We start from the raw sequence: 17,928 nt of genomic DNA, 5'->3' as shown, positions 1-17,928 counted from the left end.
GGACGGAACCACAGCAGAGGCCTGCCAATGAACTGGATCACGAACTACGTCCGCCCGCGAATCAACTCGATCTTCTCGCGCCGCGAGACGCCGGACAATCTGTGGACCAAGTGTAACGAATGCGGCACCATGCTGTTTCACCGCGAGTTGGCGGACAATTTGAACGTCTGCACCAACTGCGGCCACCACATGCACATCAGCCCCCGCGCCCGCTTCAAGGCGCTGTTCGACGGTGGCATCTTTACCGAGGTAAAGGTTCCGGCGCCCACGCCCGACCCGCTGCACTTCAAAGACCAGAAGCGCTACCCCGACAGGATGAAGGCCGCGCAGAAGCAGACCGGCGAGCATGAGGCGATGCTGGTCGTCACCGGCGATATCGGCCGCACGCCGGTCGTCGCCTGCGCGCAGGACTTCTCCTTCATGGGCGGGTCGATGGGCATGTATGTCGGCAATGCGATCATTGCCGCCGCCGAAGAGGCGGTGAAGCTGAAACGCCCGCTGGTGCTGTTCTCTGCCGCCGGTGGCGCGCGGATGCAGGAGGGCATCCTCAGCCTGATGCAGATGCCGCGCACCACGGTCGCCGTGCAGATGCTGAAAGAGGCGGGGCTTCCTTATATCGTCGTGCTGACCCATCCCACCACCGGGGGCGTCACCGCGTCCTATGCGATGCTGGGCGACGTGCAGATCGCCGAGCCGAATGCGCTGATCTGCTTTGCCGGGCCGCGCGTGATCGAACAGACCATCCGTGAGAAACTGCCCGAGGGGTTCCAGCGGGCGGAATATCTACTCGACCACGGGATGCTCGACCGGGTGACCAAACGGACCGAGATGCGCGATGAGTTGATCACCATCATCCGCATGCTGATGGGCCTGCCGCCTGTCGTGCGCGGCGACCTGCCCGCCCCCGAAGAGCTTGAGGTGGCCGAAGCCGCCGCCGCCGTTCAGGCCGCAGCGGACCTGCCCGCCGAGACGCCCAAGAAGAAATGAGCACGCCTTCATCCGATGTCATCCTTGAACGGATGATGGCGCTGCACCCCAAGATCATCGACCTGACGCTTGACCGGATGTGGCGGCTGCTTGATGCTCTGGGCAATCCGCAGAATGACCTGCCGCCGGTGATCCATATCGCGGGCACCAATGGCAAAGGCTCGACCCAAGCGATGATCCGCGCAGGTCTGGAGGCGGCGGGAAAGACGGTGCACGCCTATACCTCGCCGCACCTCGCGCGGTTTCATGAGCGTATCCGGGTCGCAGGGGCATTGATCTCGGAGCCCGACCTCGCCGCCGTGCTGGACGAATGTCACGCGGCCAATGGCGGCAAAGAGATCACCTATTTCGAGATCACGACCTGCGCCGCGATCCTTGCCTTTTCGCGGGTGCCTGCCGATTACACGCTTCTTGAGGTGGGTCTTGGCGGGCGGCTCGACGCGACGAATGTGGTCGATCCCGCCCTGACCGTGATCACCCCGGTGTCGGTCGATCACCAGCAGTATCTTGGGGAAACTCTGGCCGAAATCGCGGGCGAAAAGGCGGGCATTATCAAGCGCCGCGTGCCCTGTGTGGTCGGCCCGCAGGAAGACCCCGCGCTTGAGGTGATGGAAGACCGCGCTGCGAAACTTGGCGCACCGCTCTTGGCCTATGGTCAGCAGTGGCATGTCGCACCCGAAGCCGGGCGCATGGTCTATCAGGATGAGCGCGGCCTGCTTGATCTGCCGCGCCCCAATCTGCCCGGTGACCACCAGATCATGAACGCCGGAGCCGCCCTGGCCGCGCTGCGCCAGCTTGGCGTCGACGCAGAGGCCTGTGAGGCTGCCGTGACGCAGGCGCAGTGGCCCGCGCGGATGCAACTGCTGTCAGACGGCCCGCTTGCCCGTATGGCGCCCGAGGGTGAATTGTGGCTCGACGGCGGCCACAACCCCGCGGCGGGGGCGGCTTTGGCGGCCACACTGGCCACCCTGCCGAAGCGCCCCACGCATCTGATATGCGGCATGTTGAACATCAAGGACATCGCCGGATACCTGCGCCCGTTGGCGGCAGAGGCGGCTAGCCTTACCGCCGTTTCGATCCCCGGCGAGGCGGCGACCCTGCCCGCCGAGGCGACGGCGAAAGCGGCGCGCGATGTGGGGTTTGAGACGGCAGAGGCCGAGACCGTCACGGCGGCGCTTAAGGCGATCATCGCCCGCGAACCCCATGCGCGTGTGCTGATCTGTGGCTCGCTCTACCTTGCCGGTAGCGTGTTGCGTGAAAACGTCTAATTAACCATATTTGGGTGTGCCGCTGCTGCGAGGTGCAGATGTGGTGTATCTTGGTCCACGGAAGTCTCCCCTTTCGAATTTGACCGAGGTGTCCCCATGCGCAATTTCAGCCGGTCCGCGCGTCACGATCAGGACGATGCACGGAAATTTCAATTTATCTTCATGGCCGTAGGTCTCGCCATTATCGCGGGCGGCCTGTGGTGGCTTTATGAGGTCGAACGGCCCTACCACCCTTTCCTGCAGGGCAATGACCTGCATATGCAGCCGGTCAGTGATTCCTGATCGGGCAGGAGGGGGCGGTCAGCGTCCCCAGTCTTCCCCCTGCATCTCTCGCAGGCGGGAGGCTGTACGCTCGAATTCAAAGGTGCCTTCACCTTCGAGGTAGAGCATTTCCGGCGCGGCGGCGGCGGAACAGATCAGCCGCACCTTTGCCTCGTAAAGGGCGTCGATCAGGGTGACGAAACGCTTGGCCTCGTTAAAGTTCGACCGGCCAAGGGTGGGGATGTTGTCCAGCAGCAGCACCCGCACGGCCTGCGCCAGCGCGAGGTAGTCCGCCGCGCCCAAGGGCTGGCCGCAGAGCGCGTGAAAACCCGCGCGGGCCATGCCGTTGTGATACTGCGGAATGGTCACTTCGCGGCCCTTGACGTGTAAGGTCAGCGGTTCGCCCTCGACGCCTGCAAGATCGTCCCAGACCGCGTCCATCGCGGCGTGGCTTTCGGCGTTGACGGGGGTGAAATAGACCTGCGACCCTGCCAGCCGGTCCTGGCGGTAGTCGGTCGGGCTGGCCAGTTCATGCACCACCATCCGCTCTTTGATAAGGTCGATGAAGGGCACAAAAACCTCGCGGTTGATGCCGTTTTTATAGAGGTCATCGGGCAGGCGGTTCGAGGTGGTGACCACCACGACGCCCGCGGCGAAGAGCGCTTCGAACAGGCGGCCCACGATCATCGCATCGGTGATGTCGGTAATCTGCATTTCGTCGAAAGCAAGCAGGCGCACGCTTTCCGCCACGTCCCGGGCCACGGGCGCGATGGCATCGTCAACGCCGGTCTTGCGGACTTCATGCATGGCGTTGTGGATTTCCTGCATGAAGGCGTGGAAATGCACGCGGCGCGCGGGCACGTCGGGCAGATGCGCCACGAACATGTCCATCAGCATGGATTTGCCGCGCCCGACACCGCCCCATAGGTACAGGCCCTTGGGCGGCTCTGGGGCCTTGCGGAAAAAGCTTTTCTTCGGCGGGTTGGCCAGCGCATCGCGGATGCGGTCGAACTCGGCCATGACGGTTTCTTGGGCCGGGTCGGCCTGTAGTTTGCCCTCGGCGACAAGCCGGGCATAGGTTTCGCGCATGTTGCTCATGGCGGGAGAGATAGCGTGCTGGTGGGGGAGAGGAAAGGTGGTCTTGTGAGAGGGCCATCGCCTGCCCGCGGGTTGGCGATCAGGCGGTGCGGGGGGCCACTTTATGGTGCAACCGTGATCTGCGCTCGCGAAGGCAGACCCGGCCTCACCCAAACGCCTACCCGGTCGCACCAAAGGTGCGCCCAGCATATTCTGGCACGCCTCTGGCGTGACGGGCAGGCAGGCGATGGCCCGGCGCCTGCGGCTTGATTTCGGGCCGGGTGGCAATATCGGCCGGGGGGCAGGCATGTGATGGCCCGGCGCCTGCTACTCGTTCCGGCCGGGTGGCACGCGCTACCCTTACCAGGCTGCAGGCCCCTTCTCGGCGAACTCATGCACTAGAAAGTCGATAAATGCCCGCACCTTGGGCTGGGTGAACCGGCCCGGCGGATAGACGGCGTAAATGCCCTGCGTTTCCAGCGGCAGATCGGGGATCGCGTCCTCGACCAACCCTTTCTCCATCGCATCGGCGTAGAGGAAGCTTGGCAGATAGGCGATCCCCAGCCCCGAAATCGCGGCGTTCAAAAGGCTCTGCCCGTCATTGACCGACAGCCAGCCCGCCGTGCGCACCTGCCGCTTTTCACCCGAGGGGGCGGTCAGTTTCCACACGTTGCCCGACGACTGGTTCGAGTAATGCAGCAGCTTGTGATTGTTCAGATCGTCGATCTTTTCCGGCCGCCCGTATTGCTCGAAATACTTCGGGCTGGCGATCATACGTTTGGTGGTCTCGGTCAGCTTGCGCGCGCGCAGGGTGCTGTCTTCCAGCTCCCCGATCCGCACGGCCATGTCGAAGCCTTCGGAGATCAACTCGACGTAGCGGTTGTTCAGCACCATGTTCACGGTGATATCCGGGAAGTCCTGCAAAAAGTCCGACAGCGCGGGCGAGAGGTGATTGACCCCGAAATCCGTCGCCACCGAAATGCGCAGCAGTCCCGAAGGCGCGGATTGCATCGAGGTGACCAGCGCATCCGCTTCGCCTGCGTCGTTCAGCACCCGGCGGGCGCGGTCGTAATAGGCGAGGCCAATCTCGGTGGGCGAGACGCGGCGGGTGGTGCGGTTCAGCAGCCGCGCGCCCAAGCGCGCCTCAAGCGAGGAGACATGCTTTGAGACGGCGGATTTCGAGATCCCCATCTTCTTGGCAGCATCGGTAAAGCCGCCTTGATCCACCACAGTGGCAAACGCTTCCATTTCCGTAAGGCGGTCCATTGCCTGTCCCTTCGCATTGATCTTGTTGCGGTCAGGTATGGGCGGCAATTCGGGCAGGATCGGGGCGGAGGCAAGACAGTCCCGTGGTCTTTGCGGGGATCGTTCATGGCATGGAAACGGCAGAACAATCCGTTTCCCCGCCCGTCACAGCCAGCGCAGCCATTTCAACACGGCCAGCATGATGGCGGCGAGGCCGACCATGGCAAGGCACAGGATCGCGAAGGCGCGCGGGTCGTCCACCCCCGGCATCCCGCCCACGTTCACGCCGAAGAGCCCCGTTAAGAACCCGAGCGGCAGGAACACGGCGGCAGCGATGGACAATACGTAGCCATGCCGCGCCTGTCGCTGCGCGACTTGGTTGTCGTGTTCGTCCTGTACGGTGACGATGCGTTCTTGCAGGGCGTCCAATTCCTCGACCACGATGGCGGTGCGGTTGGCCAGTTCGCGCAGCTTCATCGCGTCCACGTCCGGCACCAGCGGCAGGTCCAGCGTGGCCAGCCGCTCAAGCGCATGGCGCTGCGGGGCGAGGTAGCGTTCCAGCCGGATCGCACTGCGGCGGGTGACGGGCAGGTCTTTGGGGGGCGGAGTGCTATGGTCCTCCAGATCGGCCTCGTAAAAGGCCGTCCGGTCCGCCAGCCGCGCCACTTCGATCTGCACCCGCGCGGTCAGCCGAGAGACCAGCGCCTCGACAAAGGCCGAAGGCCGGGACGGCGCGTTGCTTTCGGCGGCCAGCGCGCGCAGCTCATCTATGGCAAAGACCCGGCGCATCCGCACGGTGATCACCACCGCATCCGTCACCCACATCCGGACCGAGACCATCTGGTCGGCCTGTTGCCCCTCGTTGAGGTTGATGCCTCGCAGGTTCAGGATCAGCCCGTCGTCATATTCGTCGCAGCGCGGGCGGGTTTCGGGTTGGAGTAATGCGCCCGCCGGGATCTCGGGCAGATGTTCGGCAAGCCATGGTTCCAGCGCCGGGTCGGCCATGTCGAAATGCCACCAACGGTAGCGCGCAGGCCCGGTAAGCTGGGTATCTTCGGGCACCGTGGTTGTGCCGTCATCGAATATGTCAAAGACGCAGAGGGGCATGGTCACCTATCGGCTGGCAAAGCGGTCAGGTGATTTTGCGGGTTGCGCGGGCCGGGTGCAAGGGCGCGCGCAGAGCGAAGGTTAGAGGGTCGCGGCCAGACGTGTGCCCTGATTGATCGCGCGTTTCGCGTCGAGTTCCGCCGCCACATCCGCGCCGCCGATCACGTGGCAGGTCTGCCCCCGCGCTTCCAGCGCATCGGCAAGGCTGCGTTCGGACAATTGCCCGGCGCAAAGCACGATGGTGTCGGCCTCGACCAGCGTGGGGTTCTCGCGCGCTTCGCCAAAGGAGATATGCAGGCCCGCGTCGTCGATCTGTTCGTAGTTCACACCCGCGATCATCTTGACGTTGCGCATGGTGAGCGAGGCGCGGTGAATCCAGCCCGTGGTCTTGCCCAGACCCTTGCCGGGCTTACTGGTCTTGCGTTGCAGCATGGTGATCTGCCGCGCGGGCGCCGGGGGTTGCGGCCCTTCGGGGGCGAGGCCGCTGCGGTGCTCGCCCGGGTCCGTGACACCCCATTCGCGCATCCACTCGGGCAGGTTCAGCGTGCTGCTCTCGCCGTCGTGGACCAGATGTTCGGAGACGTCGAAGCCGATCCCGCCCGCGCCGATCACCGCGACCCGCTGGCCGACCTTCGCCGAGCCGTTCAGCACGTCGATGTAGCTGACCACGTTGTCGCGGTCCTGACCGGGAATCTGCGGATCGCGCGGCATGACGCCGGTGGCGATGATGACCTCGTCGAAACCCGACAGCGCCTCGGCCGTTGCTTCGGTCTCAAGCTGCACGGTCACGCCATGCACGTCGAGCATGGTGCGGTACCAATCGACCAGACCCCAGAACTCCTCTTTCCCCGCCACCTGTTTGGCGAGGTTGAGCTGACCGCCGATCTCGCTCGCGCGGTCCATGAGGGTGACCTTGTGGCCGCGCTCCGCCGCCGTAATGGCTGCCGAGAGACCGGCAGGCCCGGCGCCGACAACGGCGATGGATTTGGGGCTCGCGGCGGGTTCGATCCGCAGCTCCGTTTCGTAACAGGCGCGCGGGTTGACAAGGCAGGTCGAGATCTTGCCACCGAAGGTGTGGTCGAGGCAGGCTTGGTTGCAGGCGATGCAGGGGGCGATCTGGTCGGCTTTGCCCGCCTTCGCCTTGGCGAGGAAATCGGCATCGGCCAGCATCGGGCGGGCGAGGCTCACCATGTCGGCGCAGCCCGTCGCAAGCACTTCTTCGGCCACTTGCGGCGTGTTGATCCGGTTCGAGGTGATGAGCGGGATGCCCACCTTGCCCATCAGCTTTTTCGTGACCCAAGCAAAGGCCGCTCGCGGGACCGAGGTGGCGATCGTGGGGATGCGCGCCTCGTGCCAGCCGATGCCGGTGTTGATGATATTGGCGCCTGCTTTTTCGACCTCTTGGGCCAGTTGCACGACCTCTTCGAAGGTCGAGCCGTTGGGCACGAGGTCGATCATCGACAGGCGGTAGATCAGGATGAAATCCTCGCCCACCGTTTCGCGCACCCGGCGCACCACCTCGAGCGGCAGGCGCATGCGGTTCTCGTAAGATCCGCCCCAGCGGTCCTCGCGTTTGTTGGTATGGGTGACGAGGAACTGGTTCAGGAAATAGCCCTCTGAGCCCATGATCTCGACCCCGTCATAGCCCGCCTCGCGGGCGCGCAGGGCGCAGGCGGCGATGTCGCTGATCTGTTTCTCGATGCCTTCCTCGTCCAGCTCCTTGGGCGCGAACATGGAGATCGGGGATTTTACCGCGCTCGGGGCCACGCATTCGGGGGTGAAGGCGTAGCGGCCCGCGTGCAGGATCTGCATGGCAATCTTGCCGCCCGCCTCATGCACCCGCTGGGTGATGATGCTGTGGTTGTCCACGTCCTTCTGGCTGACCATCATCGCTGCGCCATGCGCCACGGCGCCCTCGCGGTTCGGCCCGATGCCGCCCGTGACCATCAGCCCCACATCGCCCCGCGCCCGTGCTGCGTAGAACTCGGCCACGCGGTTCCAGTCGCCGGTCTCCTCCAACCCGGTGTGCATCGAGCCCATCAAAAGCCGGTTCTTCAGCGTGGTGAAACCCAGATCGAGCGGGGCAAGCAGGTGGGGATAGTCGGACATGGCTTTACCTTTCTGGGTGGGCTGGGTCACTGTGACACCACCGGAAACGGCAGGGCAAGTCACGCGAAACGCCGCGTCAAGGATGCGGCTGCCGAAACGTCAAAGCCGCAATGTGATCGCTTTGAGCCGCCCCGTGGTCGTGCTAACTCCGTCATGAACACCACTTAGGAGACCAGCCTTCATGACCCCCGAAGAGATTGCCAAACTGCCCTACCGCCCCTGCGTCGGCGTGATGCTGGTGAATGCCGAGGGGGAGGTCTTTGTCGGCCAGCGGCGCGACCGGGATCAGGACGCGTGGCAGATGCCCCAAGGCGGGGTCGACAAGGGCGAGGCCGCGCGCGATGCGGCCCTGCGCGAGTTGGAGGAGGAAACCGGCATCCCGCGCGATCTGGTGCGGATCGAAGCCGAGACGACAAGCTGGCTGCCCTATGATCTGCCCCATGATCTGGTGCCCAACATCTGGAGGGGCCGCTACCGGGGGCAGGAACAGAAATGGTTCCTCATGCGTTTTCTGGGGCAGGACGATCAGGTCAATATCCAGACGGCCGAACCTGAATTCTCGGAATGGCGCTGGATGCCCGCAGATCAACTGGTTGCGAATATCGTGCCGTTCAAACGCGCGGTCTATGCGGCGGTTCTTGAAGAGTTTGAGGAGAAGTTATGACACGGATCATCGCCTGCGCCCTCGCCACATTGGCCCCGCTGCCCGCGCTTGCGCTCAGTTGCCTGCCCCATTCGGTCGAGGCGACCTATCAGCGCGCGGCCAAGGCCGAGGAAAGCTATGTCGTGGTGCAGGGGCGTCTGACCTTTGATGCCAGCGCCCTGCCAAAGGGTGGCACCATTGGGATCAACCCACCCGAAGAGACGCCGATCCGGGCACAGATCAGTGGCAAGGCACTGTCGGAAGGGGGCTTTGACGTGCCCTTTGACCAGCCTTTGACGCTCAACGTTCAGTGTTTCGGCCCGTGGTGCGGCTCTGCCGAAGAGGGGGATGTTTTGGCCTTCCTCGAACGCAAGCCGGATGGGGCCTATGCGCTGGAAAGCAACCCCTGCGGGGGCGACCTCTTCGGCTCTCCGAAGCCTGCCGTGGTGGATAAGGTGATCGCCTGTTTCCAAGGGGCGGAGTGCACGCCGGTTCGGTGATCCGGCGGCAGTCTTATGCCTCGATAAGCGGCACTTGCGGTGCCGCGTCGCGCGGCAACAACCCCGTTAGGCGCGGATCGTCGTCAATCTCGACCTGACGGCGCACTGGGGTGAAACCTGACCGCACATAAAAGCCAAGCGCCTGCGGGCTGTCGTTGGTGCAAGTGTGCAGGTGCAACCGGGTGATTGGTTTTTCCCATGCCAGCGTGATCGCTTGGTTCATCAGATACCGCCCCGCGCCGCTGCCGATCAGCGCAGAGGTTAGCCCGAAATAGGCCAGCTCGCAGCTGCCGTCTTCGGCAAAGTTCAACTCGAGCAGCGCCTCATCCTTGCCATCGCGGGTCAGCGTATAGAAGTCCCGCGCCGGGTCTTGCAGCAGCGCGGTAAGGGCTGCGTCATCCAGCTTGAGCCGCCCGTACCAGAGCCAATCCATCCCGACGCGCCGGAAAATGTCGCGGAACCAGCCGGGCGTCGGTGTGACCTTCCGAAAGGCGACACCCTCAGGCAGGGGCACCTCCCGCAGGCTGGGTTTGGCGTCCATCTCAAGATGGGTCACCACCACGGCGAGTTTGCCGGGGGGGACATCGTGAAAGCCGGTCTCAATCATGGTCAGACCAGCCCTTCGGCCTTGAACAGGGCCATGATGTCAGTCTGGGGGCGGGGGCCGATGTGGCGGATCACCTCGCCCGCGCAAATGTTGCCCATGCGGCCACAGGTCTCAAGATCGCGGCCCGTGGCGAGGCCATAGAGGAAGCCCGCCGCGAATTGATCGCCCGCGCCCGTGGCATCCACCGGCACGACCTTTTCGACCGGCACGTCGACCCGTTCCGCGCCCCGGACCAATGTGACCCCGTCGCCTGACCGGGTGCAGACCACCAGCGGGCAAATCTCGGCGGTTTTGGCCAGTGCCGCTTCGGTATCGTCGGTTTCCCAGAGGGCGCGAATCTCGGCTTCTTTGCCGATGACATAGCCTAGATCGTTTTCGATCAGCGCGAGGAAGTCGTCGCGGTGACGCTCCACGCAGAAGGGGTCCGAGATGGCGATACCCGCCATGCCGCCGCCTGCCGTCGCGGCCCGGGCAGCCTCGCGAAAGGCGGTTTTGCCCGCCGCGTGGTCGAAGAGGTAGCCTTCGAGGAACATCAGCTTGGCCTTCTCCGTCACTGCCTGCGGCAAGTCTGCCGAGGTCAGCCCGGTCGAGATGCCGAGGTAGGTGTTCAGCGACCGCTCCCCATCGGGGGTGACGAAGATCATGCAGCGCGAGGTTGGGTTCTCCCCCTCGGCCACGGGGGCATTGACGAAGTCGATCCCGATATCGGTCATCGCCTTGGCATAGAACTGGCCCAACTCATCATCGCGCACCCGCCCGATAAAGGCGGTCTTAAGGCCCAGCGCGCCCGCGCCCGCGACCGTATTGGCGACCGAGCCGCCCGGCGTCTGCACCCGGTCTTGCATCGCGGCATAGAGGTCTTCGGCGCGGTCACGTTCGATCAACTGCATGATGCCTTTTTCGATGCCGTTCTCGGCAAGGAAATTGTCATCAGCATGGGAGATCACGTCGACGACGGCGTTGCCGATGCCAACCACTTCGTATTGGGTCATTCTGTCTTGTCCTCGTATTGGCACAGGTCACGGATGATACAGGTGCGGCACAGCGGTTTGCGGGCTTTGCAATGATAGCGGCCATGCAGGATCAGCCAGTGATGGGCATGGCGCTGGAAGTCTGCGGGGATGTTGTCTTCGATAGCGCGCTCGACCGCGTCGACCGTCTTGCCCGGTGCGATCCCGGTGCGGTTGCCGACGCGGAAGATATGCGTGTCCACCGCCTGCGCGGGCTGGCCCCACCACATATTGAGCACCACATTCGCCGTTTTGCGCCCCACGCCCGGAAGCGATTGCAGCGCGGCGCGGGAGTTCGGCACCTCGCCGCCATAGTCATCCACAAGGATTTGGCTCAGCTTGATGACGTTCTTGGCCTTCTGACGGTAGAGGCCGATGGTCTTGATATGGTCAATCAGCCCCTCAAGCCCCAGATCGAGCATCTTTTGCGGCGTGTCGGCAATCTTGAACAGCTCGCGCGTCGCCTTATTGACGCCCGCGTCGGTCGATTGCGCGCTCAGCGCCACGGCGACGACAAGCGTATAGACATTCACATGTTCCAACTCGCCCTCGGGCTCAGGCTCGGCCTGTTGCAAACGTGCAAAGATCTCGCGGATGGTATGATAATCAAGTTGGCGGGCCATGGCTCAGGGTATGCGATGAATGGCGCGGCAGGGCAAGCGGCGGCGGGGCTTGGGCTGCGATGGCGCAAGAAACGGGTCGCGCGGGGGCAGGGGCGCGGCTAATCTTGCGGCATGACACAGATCGCAAAACTCTCTCCCGCGCCCGAAGATCAGGGATACCACTATCAGGTGATGCGCCGCGCCATCGCCCTGATCGACGAGGCCGAAGACCCCAAGCAACTCGATTGGATCGCGGGCGAAATGGGCATGTCCGCCGCCCATTTCCAACGGCTGTTCTCGCGCTGGGTGGGGGTCTCGCCCAAGCGTTACCAGCAGTATCTGATGCTGGATCAGGCCAAGGTCATGCTGCGCGACCGTTTCACCACGCTGGCGGCGGCGCATGAACTGGGGCTCTCGGGTGGCGGGCGGTTACATGACCTCTTCCTGCGCTGGGAGGCGATGAGCCCCGGTGAGTTTGCCCGCAAGGGGGCGGGGCTGACGATCTATTGGGGCCGGTTCGACAGCCCCTTCGGTCCGACACTGGTGATGGGCACCGACAAGGGCATCTGCGGGCTCGCGCTGTCGTCGGAAGTGGGGGAGGATGCGGCGATGGCGGATCTTTGTGGCCGCTGGCCGCTCGCCGATTTCGTGGAGGCCCCCGCGCGGTTGCAGGCATGGGTCGACGCGGCCTTTGGGCGGCGGAAAGACCCCGAGACGAAGGCGCCGCTCTACCTCATCGGTGCGCCGTTTCAGATCAAGGTCTGGGAGGCGTTGCTGAGCATTCCCTCGGGGCAGGTGACCACCTATTCCGAAATCGCACAGAGCATCGGCAGCCCCCGCGCCGTGCGTGCCGTGGGCACGGCAGTTGGGCGCAATCCGGTGAGTTGGCTGATCCCCTGTCACCGGGCGCTGCGCAAAAGCGGGGGCTTGGGCGGCTACCACTGGGGCTTGCCGGTGAAACGCGCCATGCTCGCCTTCGAGGCGGCGCGGGCAGAGGCGCAAACGGCTCCCTCTGGGCGGGTTTCTGCCGAATAACGGTTATATGTAATGTTCGTGGGAACTTTGCGTGCCTATATTGCGTTCACGTCAAGATGCCCCGCCCGAACGGGGCCGCAAAGATGAAGGCAGTAGACATGATTTCTTCGAAGATGACTTTGGCCGCCGCTCTGGCTGGCGCGATGACACTGGGTGCCTGTACGCAGCCGATGCAACCCGGCAATGGCGATCCCAACCAGCGGACCAAGAATGGCGCTTTGATCGGTGCGGGCGTCGGGGCCCTTGCCGGTGCGATTTCCGAAGGTGACGGCAAAGGCGCGCTGAAGGGCGCTTTGATCGGCGGCACCATCGGTGCAGGCGTCGGCTATTCGCTCGATAAACAAGAGGCCGAGCTGCGCGCCGCGATGGACAGCCGTGTGGTGATCACCAACACCGGCGACCGTCTGATCGTAACCCTGCCGCAAGATATCCTCTTTGCGACCGACAGCACCAGCGTATCGCCCGCCCTGCGCGACGATCTGGCCGCGTTGGCGCAGAACGTGAACATCTATCAGAGCTCCACCCTGCAAGTCGTCGGCCACACCGACAGCGATGGCGAAGCGGCCTATAACCAGCAGCTTTCCGAGCGTCGCGCGCAGGCCGTGGGCAACATCCTTCTGTCCAACGGCGTGCCGCAGCAGCGTTTGCAGACATTCGGCCGTGGCGAAAGCCAGCCCGTGGCAAGCAACCTGAGCGCCGCCGGCAAAGCGCAAAACCGCCGGGTCGAGATCGTGATCCTGCCCAACGCGCGCTAAACCGCACGTTGCGAGTGACAGAGAACCCCGGCCACTGGCCGGGGTTTTTTGTTGGCCTAAAGGTTGTCCTCGACCCTGAAACCCTCGGGGATGGCATCGCGCCCTTCGAGCAGAAGATCGGCCATCACCCCTGCCACTTTCGGGGCCATGCCGAAGCCGATTTTGAAGCCGCCGTTGGCGATGTAATGCCCCGGCTTGCCCGGCCACGGCCCCAGCATTGGCGCGCGGCTGCGGCTGCGCGGGCGCAGCCCGGCCCAGCGTTCGACGATCGGCGCGTCTTGCAACGTGGGCACCGCCGCGCGGGCCTTGGCGATCACCGTGTCGAGCTGTGCATCGGTGCCGTCAGGGCTGTCATATTCTCGCTCAGTGGTGCCGCCCACAGCCACCGTGCCATCCAGATGCGGGATCACATGGACCCCATCGGCAAAAAGCTGCGCCGCGCCGCTCCGGTCCAGCCGCAAGAGCGCGGCTTGCCCTTTGATGCCCGCGCCGACCAAACGCGGATGGCCCGCATTCAGCGCCTCCAGCCCCGCGACCCCAGTGGCCCAGAGGGTCAGACCCTTCTCGGGCGCCTCGGCCACGATCTCAACGCCTTTGGCCGCCAGCGCCGCGACCAGTGCCGCACAGGCCTGGTGCGGGTGGACGAGGGCGCTTAGCGTGTCGCGGATCAGCCAGCCCGTGGGGCTCTGCGGGGCCCAGTCGCTGCCCTCGGCGCGGATCAGCTCCCACCGGGCGCGGCCTTGCCAAAGCTCGGCTGCCGTGTCCTGCCGCTGCCGCGCCAGCGCGAGGGCTGCGTCATCTGCCACCGGCTGCAACCGCCCGCTGCGGATATAGCCGGGCGCGCGACCGCCCACGGCCTCGACCTCGGCCCAGAAGGCTTCGGCGCTGAGCAGGCTTTCCAGTTGAAAGGCTTTCTTGGCGTTCCAATTTTCCGGCACATGCGGCGCCAGCGCGCCCACGATCCCGCCCGACGCCCCCGCCGCCGGTCCTGACGGATCGACCACACGCACTGCCGCCCCGCGCCGGACGCAGGCCCAAGCCACAGATAGGCCAAAAATTCCGGCCCCTCTTACGGTTACATCCACCATTGCCATTCCTCGCCAGCTTGCGCAGTGTCTGCGCGACTTCTTCCCCCTCTAGCAGGACGTGCCGTGCCAGACCAGAATGCCCAAATCACGTGGCGCGCGGGCCAAGTGCCCGTCTCGACCCAGTTCGATGACCCCTACTTCAGCTTGGAGGATGGCGCGGCTGAGACGGCCTATGTCTTTCTGGCGGGCAATGATCTGCCCGAGCGGTTTCGCCCCGGCTTTCACATTGCCGAGCTTGGCTTTGGCACCGGGCTGAACCTGCTGCTGGCTTGGGATGCGTGGAGGCGGGCGGGCCATGACGGGCCGCTGCATTTTACAAGTTTCGAAGCCTACCCGATGCGGCCTGAGGATATGGCGCAGGCCCATGCGGCTTTTCCCGCGCTCGACGGGCGGCGCGATGCGCTGACGGCGGCGTGGGATGGCACGGGTGGCGTGTTGGAACTGCCCGGCCTGCGGGCCGAGATCATCATCGGAGACGCACGCCAGACCCTGCCTGCGTGGCAGGGTCTGGCCGATGCTTGGTTCCTTGATGGGTTTTCACCGGCCAAGAACCCGGAACTGTGGGGCGATGAACTGATGGCCGAGGTGGCACGCCATACCGCACCGGACGGCAGTGCGGCGACCTATACCGCCGCAGGCTTCGTGCGCCGGGCGCTCGCCGCGGGCGGTTTCGAGGTTGCCCGCATCCCCGGCTATGGCCGCAAGCGCCATATGACCCGCGCGCGGATGCCCGCATGAGCCAGTCCAACAACATCCCGCTCGGCATCATGCTGATGATCGCCACGACGATGGTCTTTGCCGTTCAAGACGGGCTCTCGCGCCATTTGGCCGAGAATTACAACGTGCTGATGGTGGTGATGATCCGCTATTGGTTTTTCGCGGCCTTCGTCATCGCACTGGCGCTGCGCAAGGCGGGCGGCATCCGCCGCGCCGCCGCCACGACACAGCCTGCGGTGCAAATCCTGCGCGGCGTGCTGCTTTCGGCGCAGATTTGCACCATGGTGCTGGGCTTCACCATTCTGGGGCTGGTCGAGAGCCATGCGGTCTTTACCTGCTACCCGCTTCTGGTGGCGGCGCTTTCTGGTCCGATCTTGGGCGAGAAAGTCGGCTGGCGGCGGTGGGCGGCGATTGGTGTGGGCTTTGTCGGGGTGCTGGTGATCCTGCAACCCGGGCTTCGGGTGGTGGAACCGGCCGCCGCGATCCCGCTGGCTGGGGCGGCGATGTTCGCGGTCTATGGCCTGCTGACCCGCTATGTCGCGCGGCGCGACACGACGGCGACGAGTTTCTTTTGGACCGGCGTCACCGGCGCGGCGGTCATGACGGCGGTGGGCATCTGGTTTTGGGAGCCGATGACGCCGGGCAACTGGCTGTTGATGGGCACGCTTTGCATCACCGGGGTCACGGGCCATTGGCTGCTGATCCGCTGCTACGAGGTGGCCGAGGCCAGCGCGGTGCAGCCCTTTGCCTATACGCAGCTGATCTTTACCGTGATCATCGGACTGTCGGTCTTCAACGAGGTGCTGCGCCCCAGCGTGGTGCTGGGCGCGGGCATGATCGTGGCGGCGGGGCTGTTCACCCTATGGCGCGAACGCCTTCAACGTCGACCCGGTTAACTCTTCGCTAAAGGGGATCGGCAGCGGGTCTTTGCCCAGACGGGCGCGATAGACCGGCAGGCTTTCGGTCACCCGCATGACGTAGTTCTGCGTCTCGCGAAAAGGGATCATTTCGATCCAATCGACGATGTCGATCTCGCCTTTGCGCGGGTCGCCATAGGTCGACATCCAGCGGCGCGGGCGGCTGGGGCCAGCGTTATAGGCCGCCGACATCATGGAGACATTGCCGTCCAAAAGTCCGGCCATCTGCGACAGATAGGTCGCGCCGAGCCGCGCGTTGTAATCGGGGTCGGCGGTCAGCCGGTCCGTCGTGTGCTGGCCTGAGATGCCCAGATCGCGCGCCACGTCCCGCGCCGTGGCCGGCATGATCTGCATCAAACCCCGCGCGCCGACGCCGCTTTGCACATTGGGGTCGAATTCGCTTTCACGCCGCGCGATGGCGAGGGTCATCTCGGTCGCCATTGGCAGGTCTTTCTCCACCAGACTGTGCAGCGCATAATAGGGGGCGGGCACCTCCAGCCCGCGCTGCGCCGCGCGTTTGCCGATCATCACCGCGATATGAGGCTGACCCACGTCGATGGCGGCTTGCCCCAGCAGAGCGATGTCTTCGGGGACGAGTTGCTCGGCCAAATGGGTCCAGAACCGTTCGGCGGTGGAAAGCTCGCCCGAGGCTTGAAGCAGCAATCCAGCCTCGAACAGCGGCGCACGGGCCAGCGGGGAGCTGCGCCAGTCTTGATCAGGTGCCGCGCCTGCGAGCTTTTCGTCAAAGGGAATGCCGCCCCGTTCGGCGGCCAGCAACCCGTAGAAGGAGGTTTGGTATTTGGCTCCCATGGCATAGGCTTGAGCCGCGCCTTCGGCATCGCCCATCGCCTCCAACGCGCGGCCCTGCCAATAGCCTGCGCGGCCTTGGCTGATGGGGGAGTCCACGGCAGTGTCGTGGCTCTGGAAATGGCCCAGAGCGGTGGTGGGGTCGCCCAAGAACCGCAGCGCGATATAGCCGGAGAGCCATTCGAGATCGGCATAGTCCGAGCCATCGGTCAGGAAATGCTGCGACGCGAGCCGGTAGGCCGTCTGCGCATCGCCATTGCGCATTTCATCCCGCGCCAAGGCGCGGCGGCGGTTGGCCCATTTGGGGGGCTGGCCCAGAGCGGCAGCCGAGGTCGAGCGCGCCAGCATCAAATCCTTGGCATCCTCGCGCAGCCCCTTGCGGATGCGCCATTCAAAGCGGTCATGCGCCAACCCCGGCGCATCGGATTTGGATGCAGGAAGCGCGTCGATCTTGGCGTTCACGTCGCTTTCCAGCTTTTGCAGGGCGATGCGGGTTTCGGCCAGCGCCTTATCGGCGCTTGAGACCAGATCGAACATCTGCCGCGCTTCGGAATGTTCGCGCTGCCAGAGCATCTCTTCCAGCCGAGCCGCGTGATGCGGGGCCAATAGGCTGCCATGCGCTTCGACAAACAGCGCCTGACTGGTGGCGTTCATCGGCATGGTGCGCCACGCCAACACGAGATTCGCCTCGGCCTCACCGCGCTGGCCGCTGTTGATCAGCGCCGCGGCATGGGCCAGCACGCCGCGCGGGGTCTGTGGCGCCATGGCCGAGAAGAATTCCAGAATATCGCTTTCGGATTGTTCGATGGCCGCTTCTTCGGTCTGTTTGCGCAGATATGCCTCACCGGGCCAGTCGGGTCTGCGGTTCAGGAAGTCGCGCGCGTCGGCATAGGTGCCCCGCCCGGCGCGCAGCCGGTGCCATTCGATCACATCGGCGGCGACCTGCCCATCACGGGCGGCCAGTGCCGCGGCGGCGTCCCAATTGCCGCTGCGCATCGCATCCATCGCCCAGCCCAAAGGCCGTGGCCGCTGCGCCTCCGCAGGCACGGTCAGGACAAAAACACTCATGAGGATCGCCATCAGGCGCGTCATCGCTTGCATTTCCTACGTCTCCGAGGCTAGAGCCTTGCAACATATGGCTTGGGCACCGTTTATCAAACCGTAGCGCCCGCAAAAGCCCTCATCCAGTCCGG

General features: G+C 64.6%; 18 protein-coding genes. 9 read left to right on the top strand and 9 right to left on the bottom strand.

The window, feature by feature from the left end:
* The first annotated feature begins 27 nt into the window (after positions 1-27).
* The 3 genes from accD (at position 28) to ACGYLC_RS00950 (ending at position 2,537) form a co-directional block, all read left to right on the top strand.
* The gene (accD, locus tag ACGYLC_RS00960; protein ID WP_394397881.1) at positions 28-987 is read left to right on the top strand and encodes an acetyl-CoA carboxylase, carboxyltransferase subunit beta; all 960 of its coding nucleotides are present in this window, start codon (positions 28-30) and stop codon (positions 985-987) included.
* A complete protein-coding gene (locus tag ACGYLC_RS00955; RefSeq protein ID WP_394421116.1) occupies positions 984-2,255 on the top strand; it encodes a bifunctional folylpolyglutamate synthase/dihydrofolate synthase in 1,272 nt (423 codons plus the stop codon). Before accD ends, ACGYLC_RS00955 begins: the two co-directional genes overlap by 4 nt.
* Positions 2,256-2,351: 96 nt before the next feature.
* Positions 2,352-2,537 carry a hypothetical protein gene (locus ACGYLC_RS00950; RefSeq protein WP_271688452.1) on the top strand — a complete coding sequence of 62 codons (186 nt, stop codon included), beginning with the start codon at positions 2,352-2,354 and terminating at the stop codon, positions 2,535-2,537.
* Positions 2,538-2,555: 18 nt separating this feature from the next.
* Here ACGYLC_RS00950 and zapE read toward each other — a convergent pair whose 3' ends face one another.
* The 4 genes from zapE to ACGYLC_RS00930 form a co-directional block, all read right to left on the bottom strand.
* A complete protein-coding gene (gene zapE / locus ACGYLC_RS00945; RefSeq protein ID WP_394421113.1) occupies positions 2,556-3,614 on the bottom strand; it encodes a cell division protein ZapE in 1,059 nt (352 codons plus the stop codon).
* Between the two features lie 339 nt (positions 3,615-3,953).
* A complete protein-coding gene (locus ACGYLC_RS00940; protein WP_394397875.1) occupies positions 3,954-4,859 on the bottom strand; it encodes a LysR family transcriptional regulator in 906 nt (301 codons plus the stop codon).
* Positions 4,860-5,003: 144 nt separating this feature from the next.
* The gene (locus tag ACGYLC_RS00935) at positions 5,004-5,945 is read right to left on the bottom strand and encodes a zinc transporter ZntB (protein ID WP_394398899.1); all 942 of its coding nucleotides are present in this window, start codon (positions 5,943-5,945) and stop codon (positions 5,004-5,006) included.
* Between the two features lie 81 nt (positions 5,946-6,026).
* Positions 6,027-8,054 (bottom strand): FAD-dependent oxidoreductase, encoded by a 2,028-nt coding sequence (locus ACGYLC_RS00930; protein ID WP_394421110.1) that lies wholly within the window; start codon positions 8,052-8,054, stop codon positions 6,027-6,029.
* A gap of 181 nt (positions 8,055-8,235) precedes the next feature.
* Between ACGYLC_RS00930 and ACGYLC_RS00925 the strand changes: the two genes are divergently transcribed.
* Positions 8,236-8,718: an RNA pyrophosphohydrolase gene (locus tag ACGYLC_RS00925; RefSeq protein WP_394397871.1), complete on the top strand. Its 483-nt coding sequence runs from the start codon at positions 8,236-8,238 to the stop codon at positions 8,716-8,718.
* Positions 8,715-9,197 carry a hypothetical protein gene (locus tag ACGYLC_RS00920; protein ID WP_394421107.1) on the top strand — a complete coding sequence of 161 codons (483 nt, stop codon included), beginning with the start codon at positions 8,715-8,717 and terminating at the stop codon, positions 9,195-9,197. Before ACGYLC_RS00925 ends, ACGYLC_RS00920 begins: the two co-directional genes overlap by 4 nt.
* A gap of 13 nt (positions 9,198-9,210) precedes the next feature.
* Here ACGYLC_RS00920 and ACGYLC_RS00915 read toward each other — a convergent pair whose 3' ends face one another.
* The 3 genes from ACGYLC_RS00915 to nth are packed head-to-tail and all read right to left on the bottom strand — an operon-like array spanning position 9,211 to position 11,437.
* Positions 9,211-9,804, bottom strand: a complete 594-nt coding sequence (locus ACGYLC_RS00915; protein WP_394421105.1) for a GNAT family N-acetyltransferase — start codon at positions 9,802-9,804, stop codon at positions 9,211-9,213.
* A gap of 2 nt (positions 9,805-9,806) precedes the next feature.
* On the bottom strand, positions 9,807-10,796 hold the full coding sequence (locus ACGYLC_RS00910) for an adenosine kinase (protein WP_394421104.1): 990 nt from the start codon (positions 10,794-10,796) through the stop codon (positions 9,807-9,809).
* Positions 10,793-11,437: an endonuclease III gene (gene nth / locus ACGYLC_RS00905; protein WP_394421101.1), complete on the bottom strand. Its 645-nt coding sequence runs from the start codon at positions 11,435-11,437 to the stop codon at positions 10,793-10,795. The genes ACGYLC_RS00910 and nth overlap by 4 nt, the downstream gene beginning before the upstream one ends.
* Positions 11,438-11,548: 111 nt before the next feature.
* Between nth and ACGYLC_RS00900 the strand changes: the two genes are divergently transcribed.
* Positions 11,549-12,451, top strand: coding sequence for a methylated-DNA--[protein]-cysteine S-methyltransferase (locus tag ACGYLC_RS00900; RefSeq protein ID WP_394421099.1), 903 nt, complete (start codon positions 11,549-11,551; stop codon positions 12,449-12,451).
* A gap of 98 nt (positions 12,452-12,549) precedes the next feature.
* Complete coding sequence (locus ACGYLC_RS00895) at positions 12,550-13,206, top strand: OmpA family protein (protein WP_394421097.1); 657 nt, start codon at positions 12,550-12,552, stop codon at positions 13,204-13,206.
* Positions 13,207-13,262: 56 nt separating this feature from the next.
* On the opposite strand, the gene ACGYLC_RS00890 is transcribed toward ACGYLC_RS00895, so the two are convergent.
* Positions 13,263-14,300 carry an NAD(P)/FAD-dependent oxidoreductase gene (locus ACGYLC_RS00890; protein WP_394421096.1) on the bottom strand — a complete coding sequence of 346 codons (1,038 nt, stop codon included), beginning with the start codon at positions 14,298-14,300 and terminating at the stop codon, positions 13,263-13,265.
* 57 nt (positions 14,301-14,357) lie between these two features.
* On the opposite strand from ACGYLC_RS00890, the gene mnmD reads away from it, so the two are divergent.
* Complete coding sequence (gene mnmD, locus ACGYLC_RS00885) at positions 14,358-15,032, top strand: tRNA (5-methylaminomethyl-2-thiouridine)(34)-methyltransferase MnmD (RefSeq protein WP_394397857.1); 675 nt, start codon at positions 14,358-14,360, stop codon at positions 15,030-15,032.
* Positions 15,029-15,907 carry a DMT family transporter gene (locus tag ACGYLC_RS00880; protein WP_394397855.1) on the top strand — a complete coding sequence of 293 codons (879 nt, stop codon included), beginning with the start codon at positions 15,029-15,031 and terminating at the stop codon, positions 15,905-15,907. The genes mnmD and ACGYLC_RS00880 overlap by 4 nt, the downstream gene beginning before the upstream one ends.
* Here the strand turns inward: ACGYLC_RS00880 and ACGYLC_RS00875 are convergent.
* Complete coding sequence (locus ACGYLC_RS00875) at positions 15,872-17,836, bottom strand: transglycosylase SLT domain-containing protein (RefSeq protein WP_394421095.1); 1,965 nt, start codon at positions 17,834-17,836, stop codon at positions 15,872-15,874. The genes ACGYLC_RS00880 and ACGYLC_RS00875 overlap by 36 nt on opposite strands.
* Between the last annotated feature and the right edge of the window lie 92 nt (positions 17,837-17,928).

It is taken from the genome of Sulfitobacter sp. 1A12157, from assembly GCF_043557345.1.
GTDB lineage: Bacteria > Pseudomonadota > Alphaproteobacteria > Rhodobacterales > Rhodobacteraceae > Sulfitobacter.
The sequence above is the reverse complement of the archived record's forward strand: the minus strand, read 5'-3'. Positions and strand labels throughout refer to the sequence as shown.